This window comes from Haloechinothrix sp. LS1_15 (genome assembly GCF_033042135.1).
Lineage (GTDB): Bacteria > Actinomycetota > Actinomycetes > Mycobacteriales > Pseudonocardiaceae > Haloechinothrix.
In genome coordinates, this window is sequence record NZ_WBXM01000002.1 from 47,583 (window position 1) to 66,224 (window position 18,642).

Genomic DNA, 18,642 nt, shown 5'->3' on the forward strand with positions numbered 1-18,642 from the left:
GTGGGAGGAGGCGCGTCGTTACGCAGCAGGTATGCGGGACCCCGAGACCGGCGCTAGGTACCCTGAGAACGTGCTAGCCGTCGTGCCCCCGCCCGTGACGGTCCGCGCGCCGTCCAAGGTCAACCTGCACCTGGCGGTCGGTGATGTGCGTGCGGACGGTTACCACGAGCTCACCACCGTGTTCCAGGCGTTGTCGCTGTCCGACGACGTCACCGTCGCGGCCGCGGACGAGCCGGGGGTGGAGGTCTACGGCGAGGGCACCAGCGCGGTGCCGACGGGGGAGAGCAACCTGGCGTGGCGCGCGGTCAGGGAGCTGGCGACCTACGCGGGACGCAGCGAGGAAGATTCCCGCGTCCGGGTGATGATCCGCAAGGAAATCCCGGTCGCGGGTGGCATGGCGGGTGGTAGCGCGGACGCCGCGGCGGTACTGCTCGGACTGTCGGCGCTGTGGGACCTGGAGATCTCCCGCGAGGAACTGATCACCATCGCCGGTTCACTCGGCAGCGACGTGCCGTTCGCGCTGTCGGGTGGCACGGCGCTCGGTACCGGCCGTGGTGAGCAGCTGGTGCCGGTGCTGTCTCGGCATACGTTCCACTGGGTACTCGCATTCGACAGCAAGGGCCTGGCGACTCCGAAGGTGTACCGCGAGCTGGACCGGCTGCGAGCCGCGGGGGACCCGCCACGGCTGGCGGGCCACACGCCGTTGGTGGAGGCGATGGCCTCCGGCGACGCGCGGCAGCTCGCGCAGCTGCTCGGCAACGACCTGCAGGCGGCCGCGGTGTCGCTGCGCCCGAACCTGCGCCGCACCCTGCGCGCCGGGGTGGAGGCGGGTGCGCTCGCGGGTATCGTGTCCGGCTCGGGGCCGACGTGCGCGTTCCTGTGCGCCGACGGTGATTCCGCCGTGGAGGTCGCCGCGCAGCTGGCAGGCGCGGGCGTGTGCCGGACGGTGCGGGTAGCGCACGGGCCCGTGCACGGTGCGCGCATCGTCGATGACGACGACACCACCCAGCCGACCCCGCCACCACAGGTGCACGCCTAGCGGGTGCGAGCCGAAGGACTCCTTCGGTACACCATGTGCACCCGAGGACCCCTTCGGCTCGCCACCCCGGCGAGACAGCCAGGGCCGTGACGCTGCCGGGTGGGCGGGCGCCGGGCATCCGCAGCCGGGACAATGGACGGCGATGGCGAATCTGATCAATACCGAGGCGATCACCAAGACGTACGGCGAGCGGACGTTGCTCCGCGACGTCTCGCTCGGCGTTCAGGACGGTGACCGCATCGGGGTCGTCGGCCTGAACGGCAGCGGCAAGACGACGTTGCTCGAGATCCTCGCCGGGGTGGAGCCACCCGATGACGGCCGCGTGAGCAGGGCGCGCGACCTGCGCCTCGCCGTGGTCACGCAGCGCACCGAGACCGGTGCCGGGACCACGGTCGCCGATGCGGTACTGGCGGGATACGCCGCCGAGCACGAGTGGGCGGCGGACCCGAGGGTGCGATCCATCGTCACCGGCCTCGGTATCGATCGGTTGGGGTTCGACTCGGATGTGGGCAGGTTGTCCGGGGGTGAGCGCCGCCGGGTGGCTTTGGCCGAGGCGCTGGTCGCCGAGCTCGACGTGGTCGTGCTGGACGAACCCACCAACCACCTCGACGTCGAGGGGATCGGCTGGCTGGCAGACCACCTGCTGGCGCGCAAGGTGGCGCTGGTCGTGGTCACCCACGATCGCTGGTTCCTGGACACGGTGTGCAGCCGAACCTGGGAGGTGGTCGACGGGTCGGTCGAACAGTACGAGGGAGGCTACGCCGACTGGGTATACGCCCGCGCCGAGCGGGCGCGGATCGCGCAGGCCACCGAGGAGAAGCGGCGCAACCTCGCCCGTAAGGAGCTTGCCTGGCTGCACCGGGGCGCGAAGGCGCGCACCACCAAACCCAAGTACCGGGTGGAGGCCGCCGAGGCGCTGATCGCCGATGTGCCGCAGCCGCGCGACACCGTGGAGCTGCACGCCTTCGCCCGGCGCAGGCTCGGTAAGACGGTGATCGAGCTGGAGGACGTGACGCTGACGGCGGGAGCCACGCTGGTACTTGACCGCGTGACCTGGCGCCTCGGCCCCGGCGAACGGATCGGCATCGTCGGCGTGAACGGTTCCGGCAAGACCACGCTGCTACGGCTGCTGGCAGGGGCGGCCGAGCCCGACAGCGGCAGACGCGTACAGGGCAGCACTGTCCGGCTGGCCTACCTCGCGCAGCAGCTGGAGGACCTGCCGGGAGAGCGCAGGGTGCTGGAAGCGGTCGAGGACGTGGCGCGGCGGGTCGCGCTCGGCAGACAGGAGTTCACCGCGTCCCAGCTGGCCGAGCGTTTCGGTTTCGGTTCCTCACGGCAATGGACACGGATAGCCGACCTCTCCGGCGGCGAACGCAGGCGGCTCCAGCTCGCGCGGCTGCTGATGACCGAGCCGAACGTGCTGCTGCTGGACGAGCCAACCAACGACCTGGATATCGACACGCTGCAGCAGCTGGAGGACGTGCTCGATTCCTGGCCGGGCACGCTGGTGGTGGTCTCGCACGACCGATACCTGACCGAGCGGGTGTGCGACTCGGTGTACGCGCTGTCCGGCCACGGCAGCATCACCCACCTGCCCGGTGGTATCGACGAATACCTCACTACCCGCGCCCGCACCGCCGAACGCACCCAACAGGGAGGGAACTCCCCGGACCTCGAGCAGGGGGCAGTGCCGACTGCCGCGCAGCAGCGGGCGACCCGTAAGGAGCTGACCAAGCTGGAACGTCAGCTCGATACGCTGACCCATCGAGAGAAGCGGCTGCACGAGGAGCTGGCTCAGGCGGCTACCGACCCAGAGCGGCTGATGGAGCTGCACGGCACGCTCAAGGAAGTGCGTGCCGAACGCGAGGAGCTGGAGGCGCGTTGGCTGGAACTCGCCGAGTACCTCGAGTAGCGGAGACTCCGGTAGCTCCCGATAAGGTCGGGGCATGAGCCGCTTCGTTGACACGTTGATCGCCACGGCCGCGAGCAGCGGCCAGCACAGGGGTATCACCACCGGTGAGCCGAACGAACCGGTGCGCAGGACCTGGGCCGAGGTGCACGAGCAGGCGCGCCGCGTAGCGGGAGCCCTCGTTGTAGGCGGTCTGCGCCCCGGGGCGTCGGTGGGCGTGCTCGCCGCAGCGCCCGCGCTGATCGCGCCGGTGGCGCAGGGTGTCTGGCTGGCCGGCGGTAACGTCACCATGCTGCACCAGCCGACCCCACGCTCCGACCTCGAGGAATGGGCAGAGGACACGGTGCGGGTGCTGCGCATGATCGGATCCGACAGGGTGTTGCTCGGCAATCCCTTCGATCAGCTCGCATCCGTGCTGGAACAGAACGACATCACGTTCCAGATGATCGACGACTTGTTCGAGGCCGAGCCGATCGGCGACGCCGTGGCCTCAGCCGAGGACGACCTGGCGTTGCTGCAGCTGACCAGCGGCTCCACCGCGGACCCCAAGGCCGTCAAGATCACCCACAGCAACCTGTACTCGAACATGACGGCCATGATGGAGCGGTCCCACTTCGACCCGGCCACCAACACGATGGCGTCCTGGCTGCCGCTGTTCCACGACATGGGCATGGTGGGGTTGCTGACCCTGCCGATGACCTTCGGGGTCGAGCTCGTCAAGGTCACCCCCGCCGACTTCCTGAGCAGTCCGCTGCTCTGGCCGGACCTGATCTCCAGGTACCGGGCGACCATGACCGCGGCCCCGAACTTCGCCTACGCGATCACCGGCAAGCGCATGGCCAGGGTGGACGCCGATGATGCCTACGATCTTTCCAGCCTGCGTATCGTGCTGAACGGCGCGGAACCAGTGGACGAGGAATCGATGCGGACGTTCATGGAGGCGGGCGCCCGGTTCGGGTTGGATCGCTCGACGGTCTTTCCCGCCTACGGGCTGGCCGAGTCCACGCTCGCGGTGTCGTTCTCGCACGTGGGATCCGGGTTGCACATGGACGTGGTGGAGGCCCACCCGCTGGAAGCCGAGAACCGCGCGGTTCCGGTGCCCGAGGGCGATCCGCGTCGCGGGTCAGAAGAGGCGCGCTCCTTCGCGATCCTCGGTCCGCCGCTGCCGGGCCTCGAGGTGGTTGTGGTCGACGAGAACGGCACGGAACTGGCCGAGCGCGAGGTCGGGGAGATCAAGGTGCGCGGCGAGGCGGTCACCCCCGGCTACCTCACCGTGGACGGGCCGACGCCCGCGCTGGACGCCGAGGGCTGGTTCCCGACCGGCGACCTCGGCTACCTGGTCGACGACGAGATCGTGATCTGTGGCCGGAGCAAGGACGTCATCATCATGGGCGGGCGCAACATCTACCCCACCGACATCGAGCGCGCCGCCTCAGCGGTGGACGGCGTACGAGCGGGTAACGCAGCCGCCGTGCGGCTGGACGCGGGCACCAGGAGGGAACGTTTCGCGGTGGTGCTGGAATCCAAGCAGGCCGGTGACGAGCAGGCCGAGCGCGAGATCGCCAAGGAAGTCACCCGCCGCGTGGTCGACGCCGTCGAGTTCCGGCCGTTCTCGGTGGTGGTGCTACCCCCTGGCAGCCTGCTCAAAACCCCCTCGGGAAAGGTGCGCCGCGCCGCCACGGCATCCGAATACGCCGAGCAGATCACCAAACACGGCCACGTCTAGTCTCACGCCGTGTCGGGTGTTCCGACACGCCGAGTTGGGCGTTCCGGCACGCGCGCTGAGCCCGGTGGGGCTCAGCGCGCGTGGAACACCGTTTGGGCGGCGGCGAGACCCTTGCTCACCAGCATCTCGACCGCGTCGGCGCAGCTGTCGATGTGCACCGCGAGGTCCCGACGTTCGGCGCTGGAGAAGTCGCTCAGCACGAAATCGGCGGCCGCCGTCCTACCCGGTGGCCTGCCGATGCCGAAGCGCACCCGGTAGTAGTCCTTCGTGCCGAGCGAGCGGGTGATCGAGCGCAGGCCGTTGTGCCCGTTCTCGCCACCACCGAGCTTCAGCCGTACAGCGCCGAAGTCGAGGTCCAACTCGTCGTGGATCACGACCACGCCGGTTGGGTCGATGCCGAAGTACCTGGCGGTGCCCGCCACCGGGCCGCCGGAGAGGTTCATCAACGACCGGGGCTTGGCCAGGACGATCCGGCAGCCTGCGAGCCTCCCGTCGGCAACCTCGGCCCCTGCCTTGTGCTTGCCGAAACGCTCGCCGAGCCGGCGGGCTAGCTCGTCGGCGACGTGGAACCCGATGTTGTGCCGGTTTCCTGCATAGCCCCGGCCGGGGTTACCGAGGCCGACGAGCAGCACCCGCTCGCCCGCCCCCGGCACGTCGTTCGCCTCGGGCACGTCAGCCCCCACCGATGAGCCGGACAGGTGCGGTCACTCCTGCTCGCCGGAGCCCCCGCCGGAAGCCTGCTCCTCGTCCGAAGGCTCCTCGACGACCCCTGCGCCCTCGGTGTCGGCCTCGGCCTCCATGGACTCGGCCGTCGGAGCCTCGTTGACTGCGACGACGAGGGCTTCCGGGTCGGTGAGCAGGGTGACCTCGTCGGGCACCGGGACATCGGCCGCGGTGATCTGGGTACCCGCCTCGAGGCCGTCCACGGTCACCTCGATGTACTCCGGGATGTGCAGGGCATCGACCTCCACCGACAGCGTGTCCAGGTCCTGGTAGATCAGGGTCGCGTTGGCCGCGTCACCGGTGAGGTGCAGCGGCACGTCCACGGTCACCTTCTCGCCGCGCTTGAGCGCGAGCAGGTCGACGTGCTGGATGTAGTTCTTCAGCGGGTGCACTGTGATGCTCTTCGTCAGCGCGAGCTGCCGCCGCGAACCGTCGACGTTGAGGCTGAGCACCGCGTTACGACCGTTCTCGCGGATAACCCTGGCGAACTCGATGGTCGGTAGCGCGAGGTGCTTGGGCTCGCTGCCGTGGCCGTAGAGCACCGCGGGGATCTTGCCGTCGCGGCGGAAGCGGCGCGCCGCGCCCTTGCCGAACTCGGTGCGGGGCTCGGCGGTCAGACGTACCTCGGACACTGGTGTGCTCTCCTTGAGTTCCTGGTGCGAATCGGCGCCGGTCCGGCGCCTGGCTCGGCGGTCAACACAGCCGGTACGAGCAGCGCGAGAGCACGCGGTGCCTCTCGCCACGTCGATCACGCTGGGCCGTGCGGCTCGCCTGTACTCGCTGGCTGCTCGCTGACTGCTTGCTTGGCCCGCCTCGCCGGGGCAACTTCCCTACTCTACCAGCGTGCTGATCGGCGCTTTCGCGCCACACGGGGAGCGTGGACGAACGTGCCGCTGGTGCCCGCGGAGTTCACGCCTGGCCGTCGAACATGCTGGTGACCGAACCGTCCTCGAACACTTGCTGGATTGCGGTGGCCAGCAGCGGCGCGATGGACAGCACGGTCATTGTGGGGAACCGCTTCTCCTCCGGGATCGGCAGGGTGTTGGTAAGTACCACTTCCCTTGCCGAGCAGTTCGCGAGGCGTTCCGCGGCCGGGTCGGACAGGACACCGTGCGTCGCGGCGATCACCACGTCCGATGCTCCCTCCTGCCGCAACGCCTCGCAGGCCTTCACGATGGTGCCGCCGGTGTCGACGATGTCGTCGATCAGCACGCACAACCTGCCCTGCACCTTGCCGACCACCCGGTTGGCCACGGCCTCGTTCGGTTGATCGGGGTCGCGGGTCTTGTGGATGAAGGCGATGGGCCGGTCCCCGAGCTGTTGCGCCCACTTCTCGGCGAGCCGTACGCGCCCGGAATCGGGCGAGACGACGGTGATGTCCTCGGTCCCGTAGTTCTCGCTGAGGTACTGGCACAGCACGTTCTGTGCGAACAGGTGGTCCACCGGGCCGTCGAAGAAGCCCTGGATCTGCGCGGTGTGCAGGTCGACGGTCATGATCCGGTCGGCTCCGGCGGTCTTGAACAGGTCCGCGATGAGCCGGGCCGAGATCGGTTCACGACCTTTGTGCTTCTTGTCCTGCCTGCTGTAAGGGTAGAAGGGCATGATCACGGTGATGCGCTTGGCGCTGGCTCGTTTGAGCGCGTCCACCATGATCAGCTGTTCCATGACCCACTCGTTGATCGGCGGGCACTGGCTCTGGATCACGAAGGCATCGACACCGCGCACCGACTCCTCGAATCGCACGAAGATCTCGCCGTTGGCGAAGGTCCGCGCCTGCTGCGGCGTCACACTCACGTTGAGGTGCTTGGCGACTTCCTCGGCCAGCTCGTGATGCGCACGACCGGCGAACAGCATCAGATTCTTCTTAGGGGTCCCCGACTTGGGGCTCATGGCTGCGACTCCCGATCCGTTTCGGCGTGGTCTGCTGCGGCTTGTGCCTTCCTCGCCGCCTCGGCGGCAGCGGTGTCCGGCCTTCTCCGCTCGACCCATCCCTCGATGTTGCGTTGTGACCCGCCGGACACGGCTAGCGCCCCGGGCGGAACGTTGCGCCGTACGACGGTACCCGCCCCGGTGTGCGCACCGTCGGCGAGCTCGACAGGGGCGACAAGCACCGTGTCCGATCCGGTCCGCACGTGCGAACCGACGGTGGTGTGGTGCTTGGCGACGCCGTCGTAGTTGGCGAAGATGTTGCCGCACCCGATATTGGTCCGCTCCCCGATGGTCGCATCACCGACGTAGCTCAAGTGTGGGACCTTCGCCCCCGGGCCGATGTCGGCCTTCTTGGTCTCCACGAATGCGCCGATCTTGCCGTCCTCGCCCAGCTGGGTGCCGGGACGCAGGTAGGCGAACGGCCCCACCGTGGCACTGCGCCCGATGATCGCCCCGCTGCCGTGCGCACGGATTACCGACGCCTGCGGCCCGACGGTGACATCGGTGAGCGTGGTGTCCGGGCCGATCAGCGCCCCCTCGGCGACGCTGGTAGCGCCGCGCAGCTGTACGCCCGGTTCGATCGTCACGTCCGGCGCCAGTGTCACCTCGGCGTCCACCCAGGTGGTGGCCGGGTCGACGACGGTGACCCCGGCGCGCTGCCACCGATGGACGATCCTGCGGTTGAGCTCGGCACCGAGGGTGGCGAGCTGCACCCGGTCGTTGACCCCCTCGACGAGCCAGGCGTCGTCGACGACGAGCGCCCCGACGGTGTTTCCGTCCGCGCGGGCGATGCCGAGCACATCGGTGAGGTACAGCTCACCTTGCGCGTTGTCTGTCGACAGCCGGTCGAGCGCGTCGGTGAGCACACCGGCGTCGAAGGCGTACACGCCCGAATTGATCTCGTTGATCGCCAGTTGCTCGGGGGAGGCGTCTGCCTGCTCCACGATGGCGCGGACCTCCCCGTCGGTACCGCGCACGATGCGCCCGTAGCCGGTCGGGTCGGCGACCTCGGCTGACAGGATGGTCACCGCGTGACCCGCGTCGTGGTGTTCGGCCAGTAGTCGCGACAGCGTCGCTGTGTCCAGCATCGGAACGTCGGCGTAGCTGACCACGACGGTTCCCGACAGCGAGCGGGGAAGCTCCGCCAGCCCGCAGCTCACCGCGTGACCGGTGCCGTTCTGCTCCGGTTGTATCGCGGTGGTCAGCGGCCTACCCAGCCGGTCAGCCACGGTGTCGAGGTGGGGTGCCACAGCCTGTCGCCCGTGCCCGACGACGACGACGAGATGGTCGGGATCCAATCCCGCCGCGTTCCGTACCGCATGCTCGGCCAACGAACGCCCCGCTACCCGGTGCAGGACCTTGGGGGTCGACGACCGCATCCGGGTGCCCTCGCCCGCGGCGAGGATCACCGTGCTCAACACGTCCTGTCGTGCTCGACCGTTCGGTTCGTTCACCCTGTGACCACCTGTTGCGGTTGGAGATCGTGGTGCGTGGACACCGGGCCGTGACAGCGTCGCGGCGCCGGGATACCCCCGTAGGGGTGAGCTTGGCTACTGCTTCCGGGTGTACCGGGGTACTCGCGTGGCTCGATCTTACGTGTCGTCGTGCCGCGGCCATTGAGGGAGTTGGCCCCGCTCGACGTCGTCGCGTTCGGTGCGGAGCTCGGGCGGCAGGTCGGTGACGGAGTGGGCCGAGGGAAGGTCCGGATCGTCGACCGGGAATCCGTCGGCGGTGGTAGCCGGCCGCGGCACCGGTGCCTCCTCCTGCTCAGCTCGCCGCCCGGTGGTGCAGGCGTCCCTGGGCATGGCTGTGCTGGCTGTGCTGGCTGTGCTGGCTGTGCTGGCTGCGCCTGCTGTGCCGGCTGTGCCGTTCACGCCGGTCACGCCACCCATGTCCGGGTGCTGGTCGGCCTCCGGGGGTGTGACCGGTGCCGCATCCGGGCTGTCCTGCGGCGCGAGCGTATCCGGGCCATCCGCAGGCGCCGCCGGTTCGGCTGCCTCGGCGGTGGCATCCGGCGTGCTCGTCGCGACCCGGTTCCCGCCTCGCCGCTTCGCCTCGTACATGGCCTGGTCCGCGCGGGCGAGTACGGCCTCGGGATGCTCGTCGGGGTCCATGGACACCAGCCCGACCGAGAGCGTGACGCCCTGCGAGAGGTGGCTGGGGATGGCGGCCACCGCCGAGACCGCGCGGTTCATCGCGCCCTTGGCCGAGGACGGCGGCGCGCCGGGCAGCAGCACGATGAACTCGTCACCGCCGTACCGGGCGACGAAGTCGTCACCACGGAGCGAATCGCGCAACGTGCTGGCGATCACCCTGAGCACGTTGTCGCCCTCGGCGTGCGATTGCTCGTCGTTGACGACCTTGAAACCGTCCAGGTCGACCAACGCGACCGACAGCGGCTGCGCCGTCGTGGTCGACGCCAGGCTACGGAGCTGATCGTCGAGCGCGCGCCGGTTCGGCAGGAAGGTCAACGGATCCTGGAACGCCTGAGCGGCGATCGCCCCGTGCTCGGCCGACAGCCGTTCGTGCTCGCGGCGCGTTTGCAGGGTCGCTGCGCGCGACTCCCGCATCGTCCACAGTTCGGCTTCCAGCATGTCGGTGTAGGACAGCAGGGAACAGGGCGGATCTCCCTGCTCGGCGAGGTCGAGGCGCACGATCTCGCGTTCGAGCGTGAGCCGGACCGCGGCCGACACGCCGCGCGCGCGGATCTCGTCGAGGGTAGCGCCGAGGACCTCGACGCCCTCAGCGGTGCGCGCCTCGGACTCCAGGCAGCGGGCGAGGGCGATGGCGACCAGCGGCTTCTCGTGCGAGGCCGACTGGCTGGTCATCGGCAACAGCCGTTGCAGCCGGGGAACGTGCGTGCCGCCCGGGTTCGCCAGCGCCACGGCCGCGGCCAGCGTGCCGATCTGCTCGACAGCGGGCAGGTCCTGCCTGCGGAACAGCGACTCGGCGAACGGTGCCTCCGCAGAGGAGGCCATGGACGCTGCGACCCGGAACTTCTCGCGGGACTCCTCGGACCTGCCGACCCGTTCCAGCCGCAGGCCCCACGCGAGCAACATGGTGATGAGATTGAACACCTGCAGCGTGATCTCGTGTGGCCCCGCACTGTCGCGCAGCGCGCGGTGGGTCATCGTACTGACCTCTTCGGCCACCTCGTAGATAGCCAGCTCGTTGAGCACGATCCAGCAGTCAACCAGCGAGCTGGCCAGCGTGCGGTCGAACTCGCGCCGGTCGACGTCGCCGGAGGGGAGGGTGACGTCGTCGATGATCGCCAGCGCGCGCGCCAGCTCGGTCAGCGCGGCATCCTCCTTGCCTTCACGGGTGAGCCGCCTGCCGAGTAGCGCGTGGGCACCCGCCCGGTGCGGGGCGAGGCCGTACTTACGGGCATGCGCCAGCAGCTCGTCGATGAGGGGTTGGGCTTCGTGCCCTCGGCCGGGGATCGCGAGCCTGCCCATGGCCGCACTGCGGAGCAGGTTGGCGATCAAGCTGGAATCACCGCGGCGTTGTGCCTCCGCGAGGATCTCGTCGATCTCGGCGAGGGTGGCGTCCTGCTCGGTGGGGTCGACCAGCTGCATCGCGGCGCGCAGCTCGCGCGCCCGCCCGGCCAGCCAGGCGTCGGACATATCTGTCAGCGCCGGTTGCCTGGTGGCGTGTCGGTCGTGCGGTCGCTCGCGCAGCTGCGCCACCCCTAGCGGTTCCTCGGGGTCATTCGCCTAGCCTCGGGTGGAGTGCTCCGCCGCCAGGATTCGAACCTGAACCGTCAGAACCAAAATCTGAAGTGCTGCCAGTTACACCACGGCGGATCGTGCCCGGCTGTCATCGTACCCGGATGCTCGTCCCGCGCGGGGCTCCGGGTGGATCACTCCAGCGCGGCGCCGTTCGAATCGACGGCCGGAATCCTCCAGGTATCCGTCACACGGTGGTGTCTGCGCGCCACAACTTCCGGTACCGTAACTTACGGGACCGTAGGAAACTCCAGGGAGCTCTTTCGGAGGGACCGGGTAGCCCTGCTTACGTAGGACGATTCAGGAGAGTGACGCGCATGACGGTAACCCTCGACCGGCCGACCGAACCCGCTGACAAGCACGAGCGTCAGGGGCCGAAGCCGATTATGGGCGGGAGGAGGCCCGTCGGGGTGCAGGTCTCCGTGTATCTCGGGGTGATCATCCCGCTGCTGGCGTTGGCGGCTGCGGTGCCATTCGCCTGGGGATGGGGCCTGACCTGGCTCGATGTGGGGCTGTTCGTCGCCTTCTACCTGATCTCGGCGCTGGGGGTGACAGTCGGTTACCACCGCTACTTCACCCACGGCTCGTTCAAGGCCAAGCCGTGGCTGCGTAAGACGTTGGCCATCGCGGGAAGCACCGCCCTGCAGGGGCCGGTGATCACCTGGGTTGCCGATCACCGGCGGCACCATGCCTTCTCCGACAAGGAGGGCGATCCGCACTCGCCGTGGATGTTCGGTGCCTCGCCGCTGGCGCTGGCGAAGGGATTCTGGCACGCGCACATGGGGTGGTTGTTCGACAGGAACAGCACCAACGTGGAGCGCTTCGCCCCCGACCTGGCCAACGACCCGGCCATCGCCCGCATCGACCGGCAATTCGCGCTGTGGACCGCGGTCAGCCTGGTGCTGCCCGGCGTACTCGGTGGCCTGCTGACCTGGTCACTGTGGGGCGCGGTCACCGCCTTCTTCTGGGCGGGACTGGTGCGTGTGTGCGTGCTGCACCATGTGACCTGGTCGATCAATTCGATCTGCCACATGATCGGCGACCGGCCTTACTCGGCACGGGACCGCTCGGCCAACGTCTGGCCGCTGGCCATCGCGTCGATGGGCGAGTCTTGGCACAACCTGCACCACGCCGATCCCACTTGCGCGCGGCACGGCGTCGGTCGCGGCCAGATCGACATCTCAGCCAGGCTCATCTGGTTCTTCGAGAAGTTCGGCTGGGCGTGGAATGTGCGCTGGCCGACCGACCAGCGGCTATCCAGGCTCGCCGTGACGAAGGACGCGTGACCGGCGGGTACAGCGTCGAGGCGGCGGGCGTCACGACGCCCGCCGCCCACCGCTGTCGCCTCTCGCCTGTAGGCTGACGGCGTGGCGGCCAGACGACGCGCGAAGAAGCAAGCTGCCACCGGGGCGCGGCCTTCGGCTCCCGTTGCCAGGGTCCGCATGACCGGGACCGAGCGCAGGCAGCAGTTGCTGGACGTGGCCAAGGAGCTGTTCGCGGAGAAGGGCTTCGAGGGCGCATCGATCGAGGAGATCGCGCACCGGGCCGATGTCTCCAAGCCGGTCGTCTATGAGCATTTCGGCGGCAAGGAGGGCGTGTACGCCGTCGTCGTCGACCGCGAGACACACCTGCTGCTCGACAGGATGGTCGCCGCGCTGCACGGCGGGCATCCTCGCGCGATGTTGGAGCAGGCGGCGGTCGCGCTGCTCGGCTACGTCGAGGAATCGCATGACGGTTTCCGCATCCTGGTGCGCGACTCACCGGTGGCGAGCTCCTCGGGGACGTTCTCCAGCCTCCTCAACGACATCGCCAGCCAGGTCGAGCACATCCTGGCTCAGCAGTTCTCCGCTCGTGGCTACGACCCGAAGCTGGCTCCGCTGTACGCCCAGGCACTCGTCGGCATGGTTGCGCTCACCGGGCAGTGGTGGCTGGGCGCGCGTAAGCCGAAGCGCGACGAGGTCGCCGCCCATCTGGTCAACCTCGCCTGGAACGGCCTATCCCACCTGGAGGGCAAGCCCAGGTTGCACCTGGACGGCCGCGACTAGCGCGACAAGGTAGTGACCGCGAGCGGCGCACCGGCCGGTGCGCCGCTCGCGGCTACCGGTCAGCGACCGCCGCCGGGCCGTTCGGAGTCCAGCTGGAACACCCACAGCCCGGAGTTGATGTCGCTGGCCAGCGCGTAGCGCTGGAACGGCTTACGGTCCTTGAAGTCCTCGTGCAGGAACACGCCCCATACGTTCGGGAACTCCACGCCTTCCGGCCCGAAGAACGCGAACGGATCCTCGGTCGGTGGCGGCACGAACTGTGCCACCAACGCGTCGTCCTCGCCTGCGACCACTCCGGCATCGAGGTCGCTGGCCTCGATCGCGGCGTCGATGTCGACAACGGTCACACCCTCGGCGTAGTGCGAGAAGTACACCAGGTTGTCGTCGCCCGGCATCCCCGTCCGCACCTTGGGGTCGTGCACGGTCCAGAAACCCGTCGGCAGGTTCTCGGGTGCCTCGCGGGTGGTGTCCATTTCGAACCCGCCGACCGGTTCGGGGTTGGACGGGTCGGAGATGTCGGTGAAGCGCGGGTACCCGAACGCGTGCTCCTGGTCCGACCCCTCCTGTGGCGTCGGATCGAAGACCTCGGGTGCCTCGATCAGCAGGTCACCACCCTCGGCCAGCCATGAGGAGTGCATGGAGCCGCGTGACCACAGGCCCTCGGTGGGGACGTCGACCGAGGAGATCAGCTCCGGAGAGCTTGGATCGGAGACGTCCAGCATCACGGTACCCCTGTCCCAGTAGGAGAGGTAGGCGATGCCGTCGGATGCGGTCAGCGAGTGCACAAACCTCGCGCGCTGGATGCCGTCGGCGTCCGGGCTCTGCGGTTCGATGCCCTCGTCCTGCCAGACTCCCCAGGAACCGACGTTGTTCGGCTCCTCGGGCGCGGAGACGTCCCAGATCTGCATGTCCGGCTCGAAGTGTCCCTCCTCGGGATCACTCTGCCGCTGCTCGCGCAGGATCTCCGCGGTGTAGACGTAGGCCTCGTCACCGTAGGGGCCTGCGTCCTCGCGGACCTCGAGCCAGATCTCGTGGGAACCCGCCCTGGACTCGACCTCGGGTTCGGTCTCCTCGTAGTGCAGCCGTTGCGGGTCTGTGGGATCGGTGACGTCCCATACGCCCCAGCCTCGAGCGCCGTCGGGCTGGCAGTTCTGGATGGATACCGCTGCCAGCGTGCCGGTGAACGCATCGCTGTCCACATCGGCGACGATCACCTTCTCGGTCCACGAGCCAGCCAGCTCGGGCTCGGACGCCGCGTCGGCGAAGGTCGCGCTCTGCTTGGGATTGCGCGGGTTCTGCAGGTCGAACACCCGCACACCCTTGGACCGGCAGAACGGGTAGCTGCCGTCCTCGTCGGGGTCCGCGGCGTTGCCCCAGCTGCCGAGGTAGGCGTAGCGCCCGTGGGCAACGACGTCGGCGTTGAAGCCGCCGGGATCGGCATGCCCGAGGACGTTCACCCCGAACGATTCGCTGTACTCGCCGTTCCCGTTGCCGGTGTGATTGTCCTGATCTCCCTTACCGTCCGGATGTGCGGCCGCCACTGTAGGAAGCGCCGCCCCCACCAGCGCGACAGCAGCCGCGCAGGCAGTGGACAGCACGAATACTCTGCGTCGTGATCGTGTCATACACCTCATCCCTTCCGATCCCTCATCCGGGTGGATCGTTTGGAAGGCGAAGGATGTTACCCGTGTCACATGGCCGCTGTGTGGCGAGCAGTGGGTGCGAGCCGAAGGCCTCCTCGGGTACCGGATATGTACCGAAGGAGCCCTTCGGCTCACCCACCCAGCCGCCTGATGGCTTGGCGCGGCGCCACGTACCCTTGAGAGAGGACCCCTGGCGCGTGTGGTGGGGGCGGGGTACGGCAGAGGTATGCCCGTCCGGCGCGGGTAGGGGTCTGCCCGCATGTTCGCACTTCATCTCGGGGAGGTACGCGCGCCCGTGTCAGCGCAGCTGTCCGGACTGCTGTCCAGTGTCCTACCCACCCCGGCCATCCGTACGATCGTCGAGCGCGCCGATACCCCCGTGCTCGAACTCCACGGTGCACCGCCGGCACGGCAGCTCGTGGCGGCGGCGCTGGCCGCCAGCGGTGGCGCCGATCGGCCGGTGCTGGCGGTCACCGCCACCGGCCGCGAGGCCGAGCAGCTCACCGCCGCGCTGTGCGGCATGCTCGGCGAGGGTGCCGTGGCACTGCTGCCCTCCTGGGAGACGCTGCCGCACGAGCGGCTCTCGCCGCGCGCCGACACCGTCGGCAGGCGGATCGACGTGCTGCACCGGTTGGCGCAGCCGGATCGCGGTGGCCTGCGTGTCGTGGTCACCGCGGTCCGCAGTCTGATCCAGCCGATGGCGCCGGGGCTGGGATCGCTGGCTCCGGTCGAGCTGCGCGTCGGTGAGGAGAGCGAGTTCGAGGACGTGGTCAGCAGACTCGCCGACCTCGCCTACACCCGCGTCGACATGGTGGAAAAGCGCGGCGAGTTCGCGGTGCGCGGCGGGATCGTCGACGTCTTCCCGCCGACAGCGGCGCACCCGTACCGGGTGGAGTTCTTCGGTGACGAGGTCAGCGAGATCCGTACCTTCGCGGTCGCCGACCAGCGCTCGTTGCCGACCGATGACGCCGCGGTCACCGGGATCACCGCGCCCGCGTGCCGGGAACTGCTGCTGACCGAGGACGTCAAGCAGCGAGCCGCCGCGCTGGCCGAGGAACGCGCGGACGACGAGGGGCTCACCGAGATGCTTGGCAAGCTCGCGGCAGGAGTGCCGTGCGAGGGGATGGAATCGCTGATTCCCGCGCTGGTTCCCGGCCAGCTTGAGCTGCTCACCGACGCGATGCCGGAGGGCACGCACGTACTGGTCGCCGATCCCGAGAAGGTGCGGGCGAGGGCGCAGGATTTGGTGCGCAGCGGCCAGGAGTTCCTGGAGGCCTCGTGGATGAACGCCGCGGTCGGCGGGCAGGCGCCCATCGACCTGGGTGCTTCGGCCTACCGGGAGTTCGCCGAGGTGCGCAAGCACGCCACCGACACCGGCCGGTGCTGGTGGACGCTGTCCCAGCTCACCAGCGAGGACGACGACGTCATCGGGGTGGCGGTGGATGCGGCGCCCGCGTACCGGGGCGATCTCGAGCGGGCGGCCGCCGAGCTGCGGGCGCACACCTCCGCAGGCGGGGCCGCGGTACTGGTGGTGGCGGGCGCGGGCACCGCTGCCCGTGCCGTCGAGCAGCTCACCGCCGCCGAGGTTCCCGCGCGAGCGGCCACCGAGGGGCTACCCGAGGCGCCGTCAGCCGGGGTGGTCACCGTGACCTGTGGTGAGATCAGCGACGGGTTCGTGCTTACCGATGCGGGCCTCGTGGTACTCGCCGAGTCCGATGTGACCGGTCGGGGTGCCACGGCAGGCCAGTCGCGTGGTGACCTGAACACCAAGATGCCCGCGCGCAGGCGCAACGCGGTGGACCCGCTGGCGCTCAAGCCGGGCGATTTCGTGGTACACGACCAGCACGGCATCGGCAGGTACGTGGAGATGGTGCAGCGCACCATCGGTGGGGCGACCCGCGAGTACCTGGTGCTCGAATACGCCTCCTCTAAGCGAGGGCAGCCGGGGGACCGGCTGTTCGTGCCGACCGATCAGCTCGACGAGGTTTCCCGCTATGTCGGCGGTGAGACGCCCGCGCTGAACAAGCTCGGCGGCTCGGACTGGAAGAACACCAAAGCCAAGGCTCGCAAGGCGGTCAAGGAGATCGCGGCGGAGCTTGTGCAGTTGTACGCGGCGCGGCAGGCCTCGCCCGGCTATCCCTTCGGCGACGACACGCCCTGGCAGGCCGAGCTCGAGGACGCCTTCCCGTATGTGGAGACTACCGACCAGCTCGCCGCGGTCGACGAGGTCAAGTCCGATATGCGCAGCGGCGTACCGATGGACCGGGTGGTTTGTGGGGATGTCGGCTACGGCAAGACGGAGATCGCGGTACGGGCGGCGTTCAAGGCGGTACAGGCGGGCAAGCAGGTCGCTGTGCTGGTACCGACCACGCTGCTGGCCCAGCAGCACGTGAACACCTTCACCGAGCGGATGGGCTCGTTCCCGGTCGTCATCAAGGCACTGTCTCGGTTCACCGATCCGCCCGAGGCCGAGAAGGTCATGGCGGGTCTGGCCGACGGCGAGGTGGACATCGTGATCGGCACGCACCGGCTGCTACAGACCGGGGTACGTTACGCCGACCTCGGCCTGGTCATCGTCGACGAGGAGCAGCGTTTCGGTGTCGAGCACAAGGAGCACATCAAGTCGCTGCGGACCCATGTCGACGTGTTGACCATGTCGGCCACTCCGATCCCGCGCACGTTGGAGATGAGCCTTGCGGGGATCAAGGAGATGTCGACCATCCTCACGCCGCCGGAGGACCGGCACCCGGTACTGACGTACGTGGGCGCCTACGACGCCAAGCAGGTTGCCGCGGCGATCAACCGCGAGCTGCTGCGCGACGGTCAGGTGTTCTACGTGCACAACCGCGTCTCGACGATCGAGAAGGCCGCGCGTACGGTCAGGGAGTTGGTACCTGACGCTCGTGTCGTGGTCGCGCACGGGCAGATGAACGAGCACAAGCTCGAGAAGATCATTCAAGGCTTCTGGGAGCGCGAGTACGACGTGCTGGTGTGTACCACCATCGTCGAGTCCGGATTGGACATATCTAACGCCAACACGCTGATCGTGGAGCGTGCCGACCAGCTCGGTCTCGCGCAGCTGCATCAGCTGCGCGGCCGGGTGGGTCGAGCCCGGGAACGCGGATACGCGTACTTCCTGTACCCGCCGGAGACCGCGCTCACCCAGACCGCGCACGACAGGCTGGCCACCATCGCGCAGAACACCGAGCTGGGCGCGGGTATGGCTGTGGCCATGAAGGACCTGGAGATCCGGGGCGCGGGCAACATCCTCGGAGCCGAGCAGTCCGGCCACATCGCTGGTGTCGGGTTCGACCTGTACGTGCGGCTGGTCGGCGAAGCGGTGGAGTCGTACAAGAAGGAGCTCGACTCCGCGGGCACCGGTACGGGCGAGGCGGAGGAACCGGCGGAGGTGCGGGTCGATCTGCCCGTCGACGCCCATATCCCGCACGACTACGTACCGGGCGAGCGGCTGCGGCTGGAGGCCTACCGCAAGATCGCTTCCGCTGCCGATGCCGAAGAGCTCGAAGCGGTGGGCGAGGAGCTCGCCGACCGGTACGGCCCGCACCCGCACCCGGTGCGGCGGCTGCTGGCGGTGGCGGCGTTCCGGCAAGTCTGCCGTGCTGCGGGCATTACCGAGGTGACCCTGCAGGGCAGCACGGTCCGGTTCAGTCCGTTGCCGCTGAGCGACTCGCAGCTCGTCCGGCTCAAGCGGCTGTACCCGAAGGCGGTGTACAAGGCGGCGACGACGACGGTCTCGGTGCCGCGTCCCACGGAAGGACCCGCGGGCGGCAGGCTGGGAGCGCCGCCGCTGCGCGACGAGGAGCTGCTCGACTGGTGCACCCAGCTGATGCGTTCGATGACCGCTGCTCCGGTGGCGGCCACGTCATGACGCGGCGTTAGTGC

At 68.9% G+C, this 18,642-nt stretch carries 11 protein-coding genes, 1 tRNA gene and 1 pseudogene; 6 read left to right on the forward strand and 7 right to left on the reverse strand.

The window, feature by feature from the left end; genetic code table 11:
- Positions 1 to 70 precede the first annotated feature (70 nt).
- The 3 genes from F8178_RS03155 (at position 71) to F8178_RS03165 (ending at position 4,674) form a co-directional block, all read left to right on the forward strand.
- Positions 71 to 1,039, forward strand: coding sequence for a 4-(cytidine 5'-diphospho)-2-C-methyl-D-erythritol kinase (locus F8178_RS03155; protein WP_317493101.1), 969 nt, complete (start codon positions 71 to 73; stop codon positions 1,037 to 1,039).
- A gap of 142 nt (positions 1,040 to 1,181) precedes the next feature.
- On the forward strand, positions 1,182 to 2,951 hold the full coding sequence (locus F8178_RS03160) for an ABC-F family ATP-binding cassette domain-containing protein (RefSeq protein WP_317493102.1): 1,770 nt from the start codon (positions 1,182 to 1,184) through the stop codon (positions 2,949 to 2,951).
- 34 nt (positions 2,952 to 2,985) lie between these two features.
- A complete protein-coding gene (locus F8178_RS03165) occupies positions 2,986 to 4,674 on the forward strand; it encodes a fatty acyl-AMP ligase (RefSeq protein ID WP_317493103.1) in 1,689 nt (562 codons plus the stop codon).
- A gap of 71 nt (positions 4,675 to 4,745) precedes the next feature.
- Here F8178_RS03165 and pth read toward each other — a convergent pair whose 3' ends face one another.
- From pth to F8178_RS03195, 6 genes and pseudogenes are all read right to left on the reverse strand, one after another.
- Entirely contained in the window at positions 4,746 to 5,345 is a 600-nt protein-coding gene (gene pth, locus F8178_RS03170; protein ID WP_317493104.1) for an aminoacyl-tRNA hydrolase, read from the reverse strand.
- Between the two features lie 33 nt (positions 5,346 to 5,378).
- Entirely contained in the window at positions 5,379 to 6,029 is a 651-nt protein-coding gene (locus F8178_RS03175) for a 50S ribosomal protein L25/general stress protein Ctc (RefSeq protein WP_317493105.1), read from the reverse strand.
- A 277-nt stretch (positions 6,030 to 6,306) separates the two neighbouring features.
- Positions 6,307 to 7,287 (reverse strand): ribose-phosphate diphosphokinase, encoded by a 981-nt coding sequence (locus F8178_RS03180; RefSeq protein WP_317493106.1) that lies wholly within the window; start codon positions 7,285 to 7,287, stop codon positions 6,307 to 6,309.
- Positions 7,284 to 8,780: a bifunctional UDP-N-acetylglucosamine diphosphorylase/glucosamine-1-phosphate N-acetyltransferase GlmU gene (gene glmU / locus F8178_RS03185; RefSeq protein ID WP_317493107.1), complete on the reverse strand. Its 1,497-nt coding sequence runs from the start codon at positions 8,778 to 8,780 to the stop codon at positions 7,284 to 7,286. Before glmU ends, F8178_RS03180 begins: the two co-directional genes overlap by 4 nt.
- A 489-nt stretch (positions 8,781 to 9,269) precedes the next feature.
- A pseudogene (locus tag F8178_RS03190) lies at positions 9,270 to 10,949 on the reverse strand (diguanylate cyclase); the annotation flags it as partial.
- 108 nt (positions 10,950 to 11,057) lie between these two features.
- A tRNA-Gln gene (locus F8178_RS03195) sits at positions 11,058 to 11,129 on the reverse strand.
- A 239-nt stretch (positions 11,130 to 11,368) separates the two neighbouring features.
- On the opposite strand from F8178_RS03195, the gene F8178_RS03200 reads away from it, so the two are divergent.
- Together F8178_RS03200 and F8178_RS03205 are read left to right on the forward strand one after the other, a co-directional pair.
- Entirely contained in the window at positions 11,369 to 12,337 is a 969-nt protein-coding gene (locus F8178_RS03200) for an acyl-CoA desaturase (RefSeq protein WP_317493108.1), read from the forward strand.
- Positions 12,338 to 12,493: 156 nt separating this feature from the next.
- Complete coding sequence (locus F8178_RS03205; protein WP_317493480.1) at positions 12,494 to 13,096, forward strand: TetR/AcrR family transcriptional regulator; 603 nt, start codon at positions 12,494 to 12,496, stop codon at positions 13,094 to 13,096.
- Positions 13,097 to 13,155: 59 nt separating this feature from the next.
- Here the strand turns inward: F8178_RS03205 and F8178_RS03210 are convergent, their stop codons facing one another.
- Positions 13,156 to 14,721, reverse strand: coding sequence for a hypothetical protein (locus F8178_RS03210; RefSeq protein ID WP_317493109.1), 1,566 nt, complete (start codon positions 14,719 to 14,721; stop codon positions 13,156 to 13,158).
- A 277-nt stretch (positions 14,722 to 14,998) separates the two neighbouring features.
- Between F8178_RS03210 and mfd the strand changes: the two genes are divergently transcribed.
- Positions 14,999 to 18,628, forward strand: coding sequence for a transcription-repair coupling factor (gene mfd, locus F8178_RS03215; RefSeq protein WP_317493110.1), 3,630 nt, complete (start codon positions 14,999 to 15,001; stop codon positions 18,626 to 18,628).
- The last annotated feature ends 14 nt before the right edge of the window (positions 18,629 to 18,642 follow it).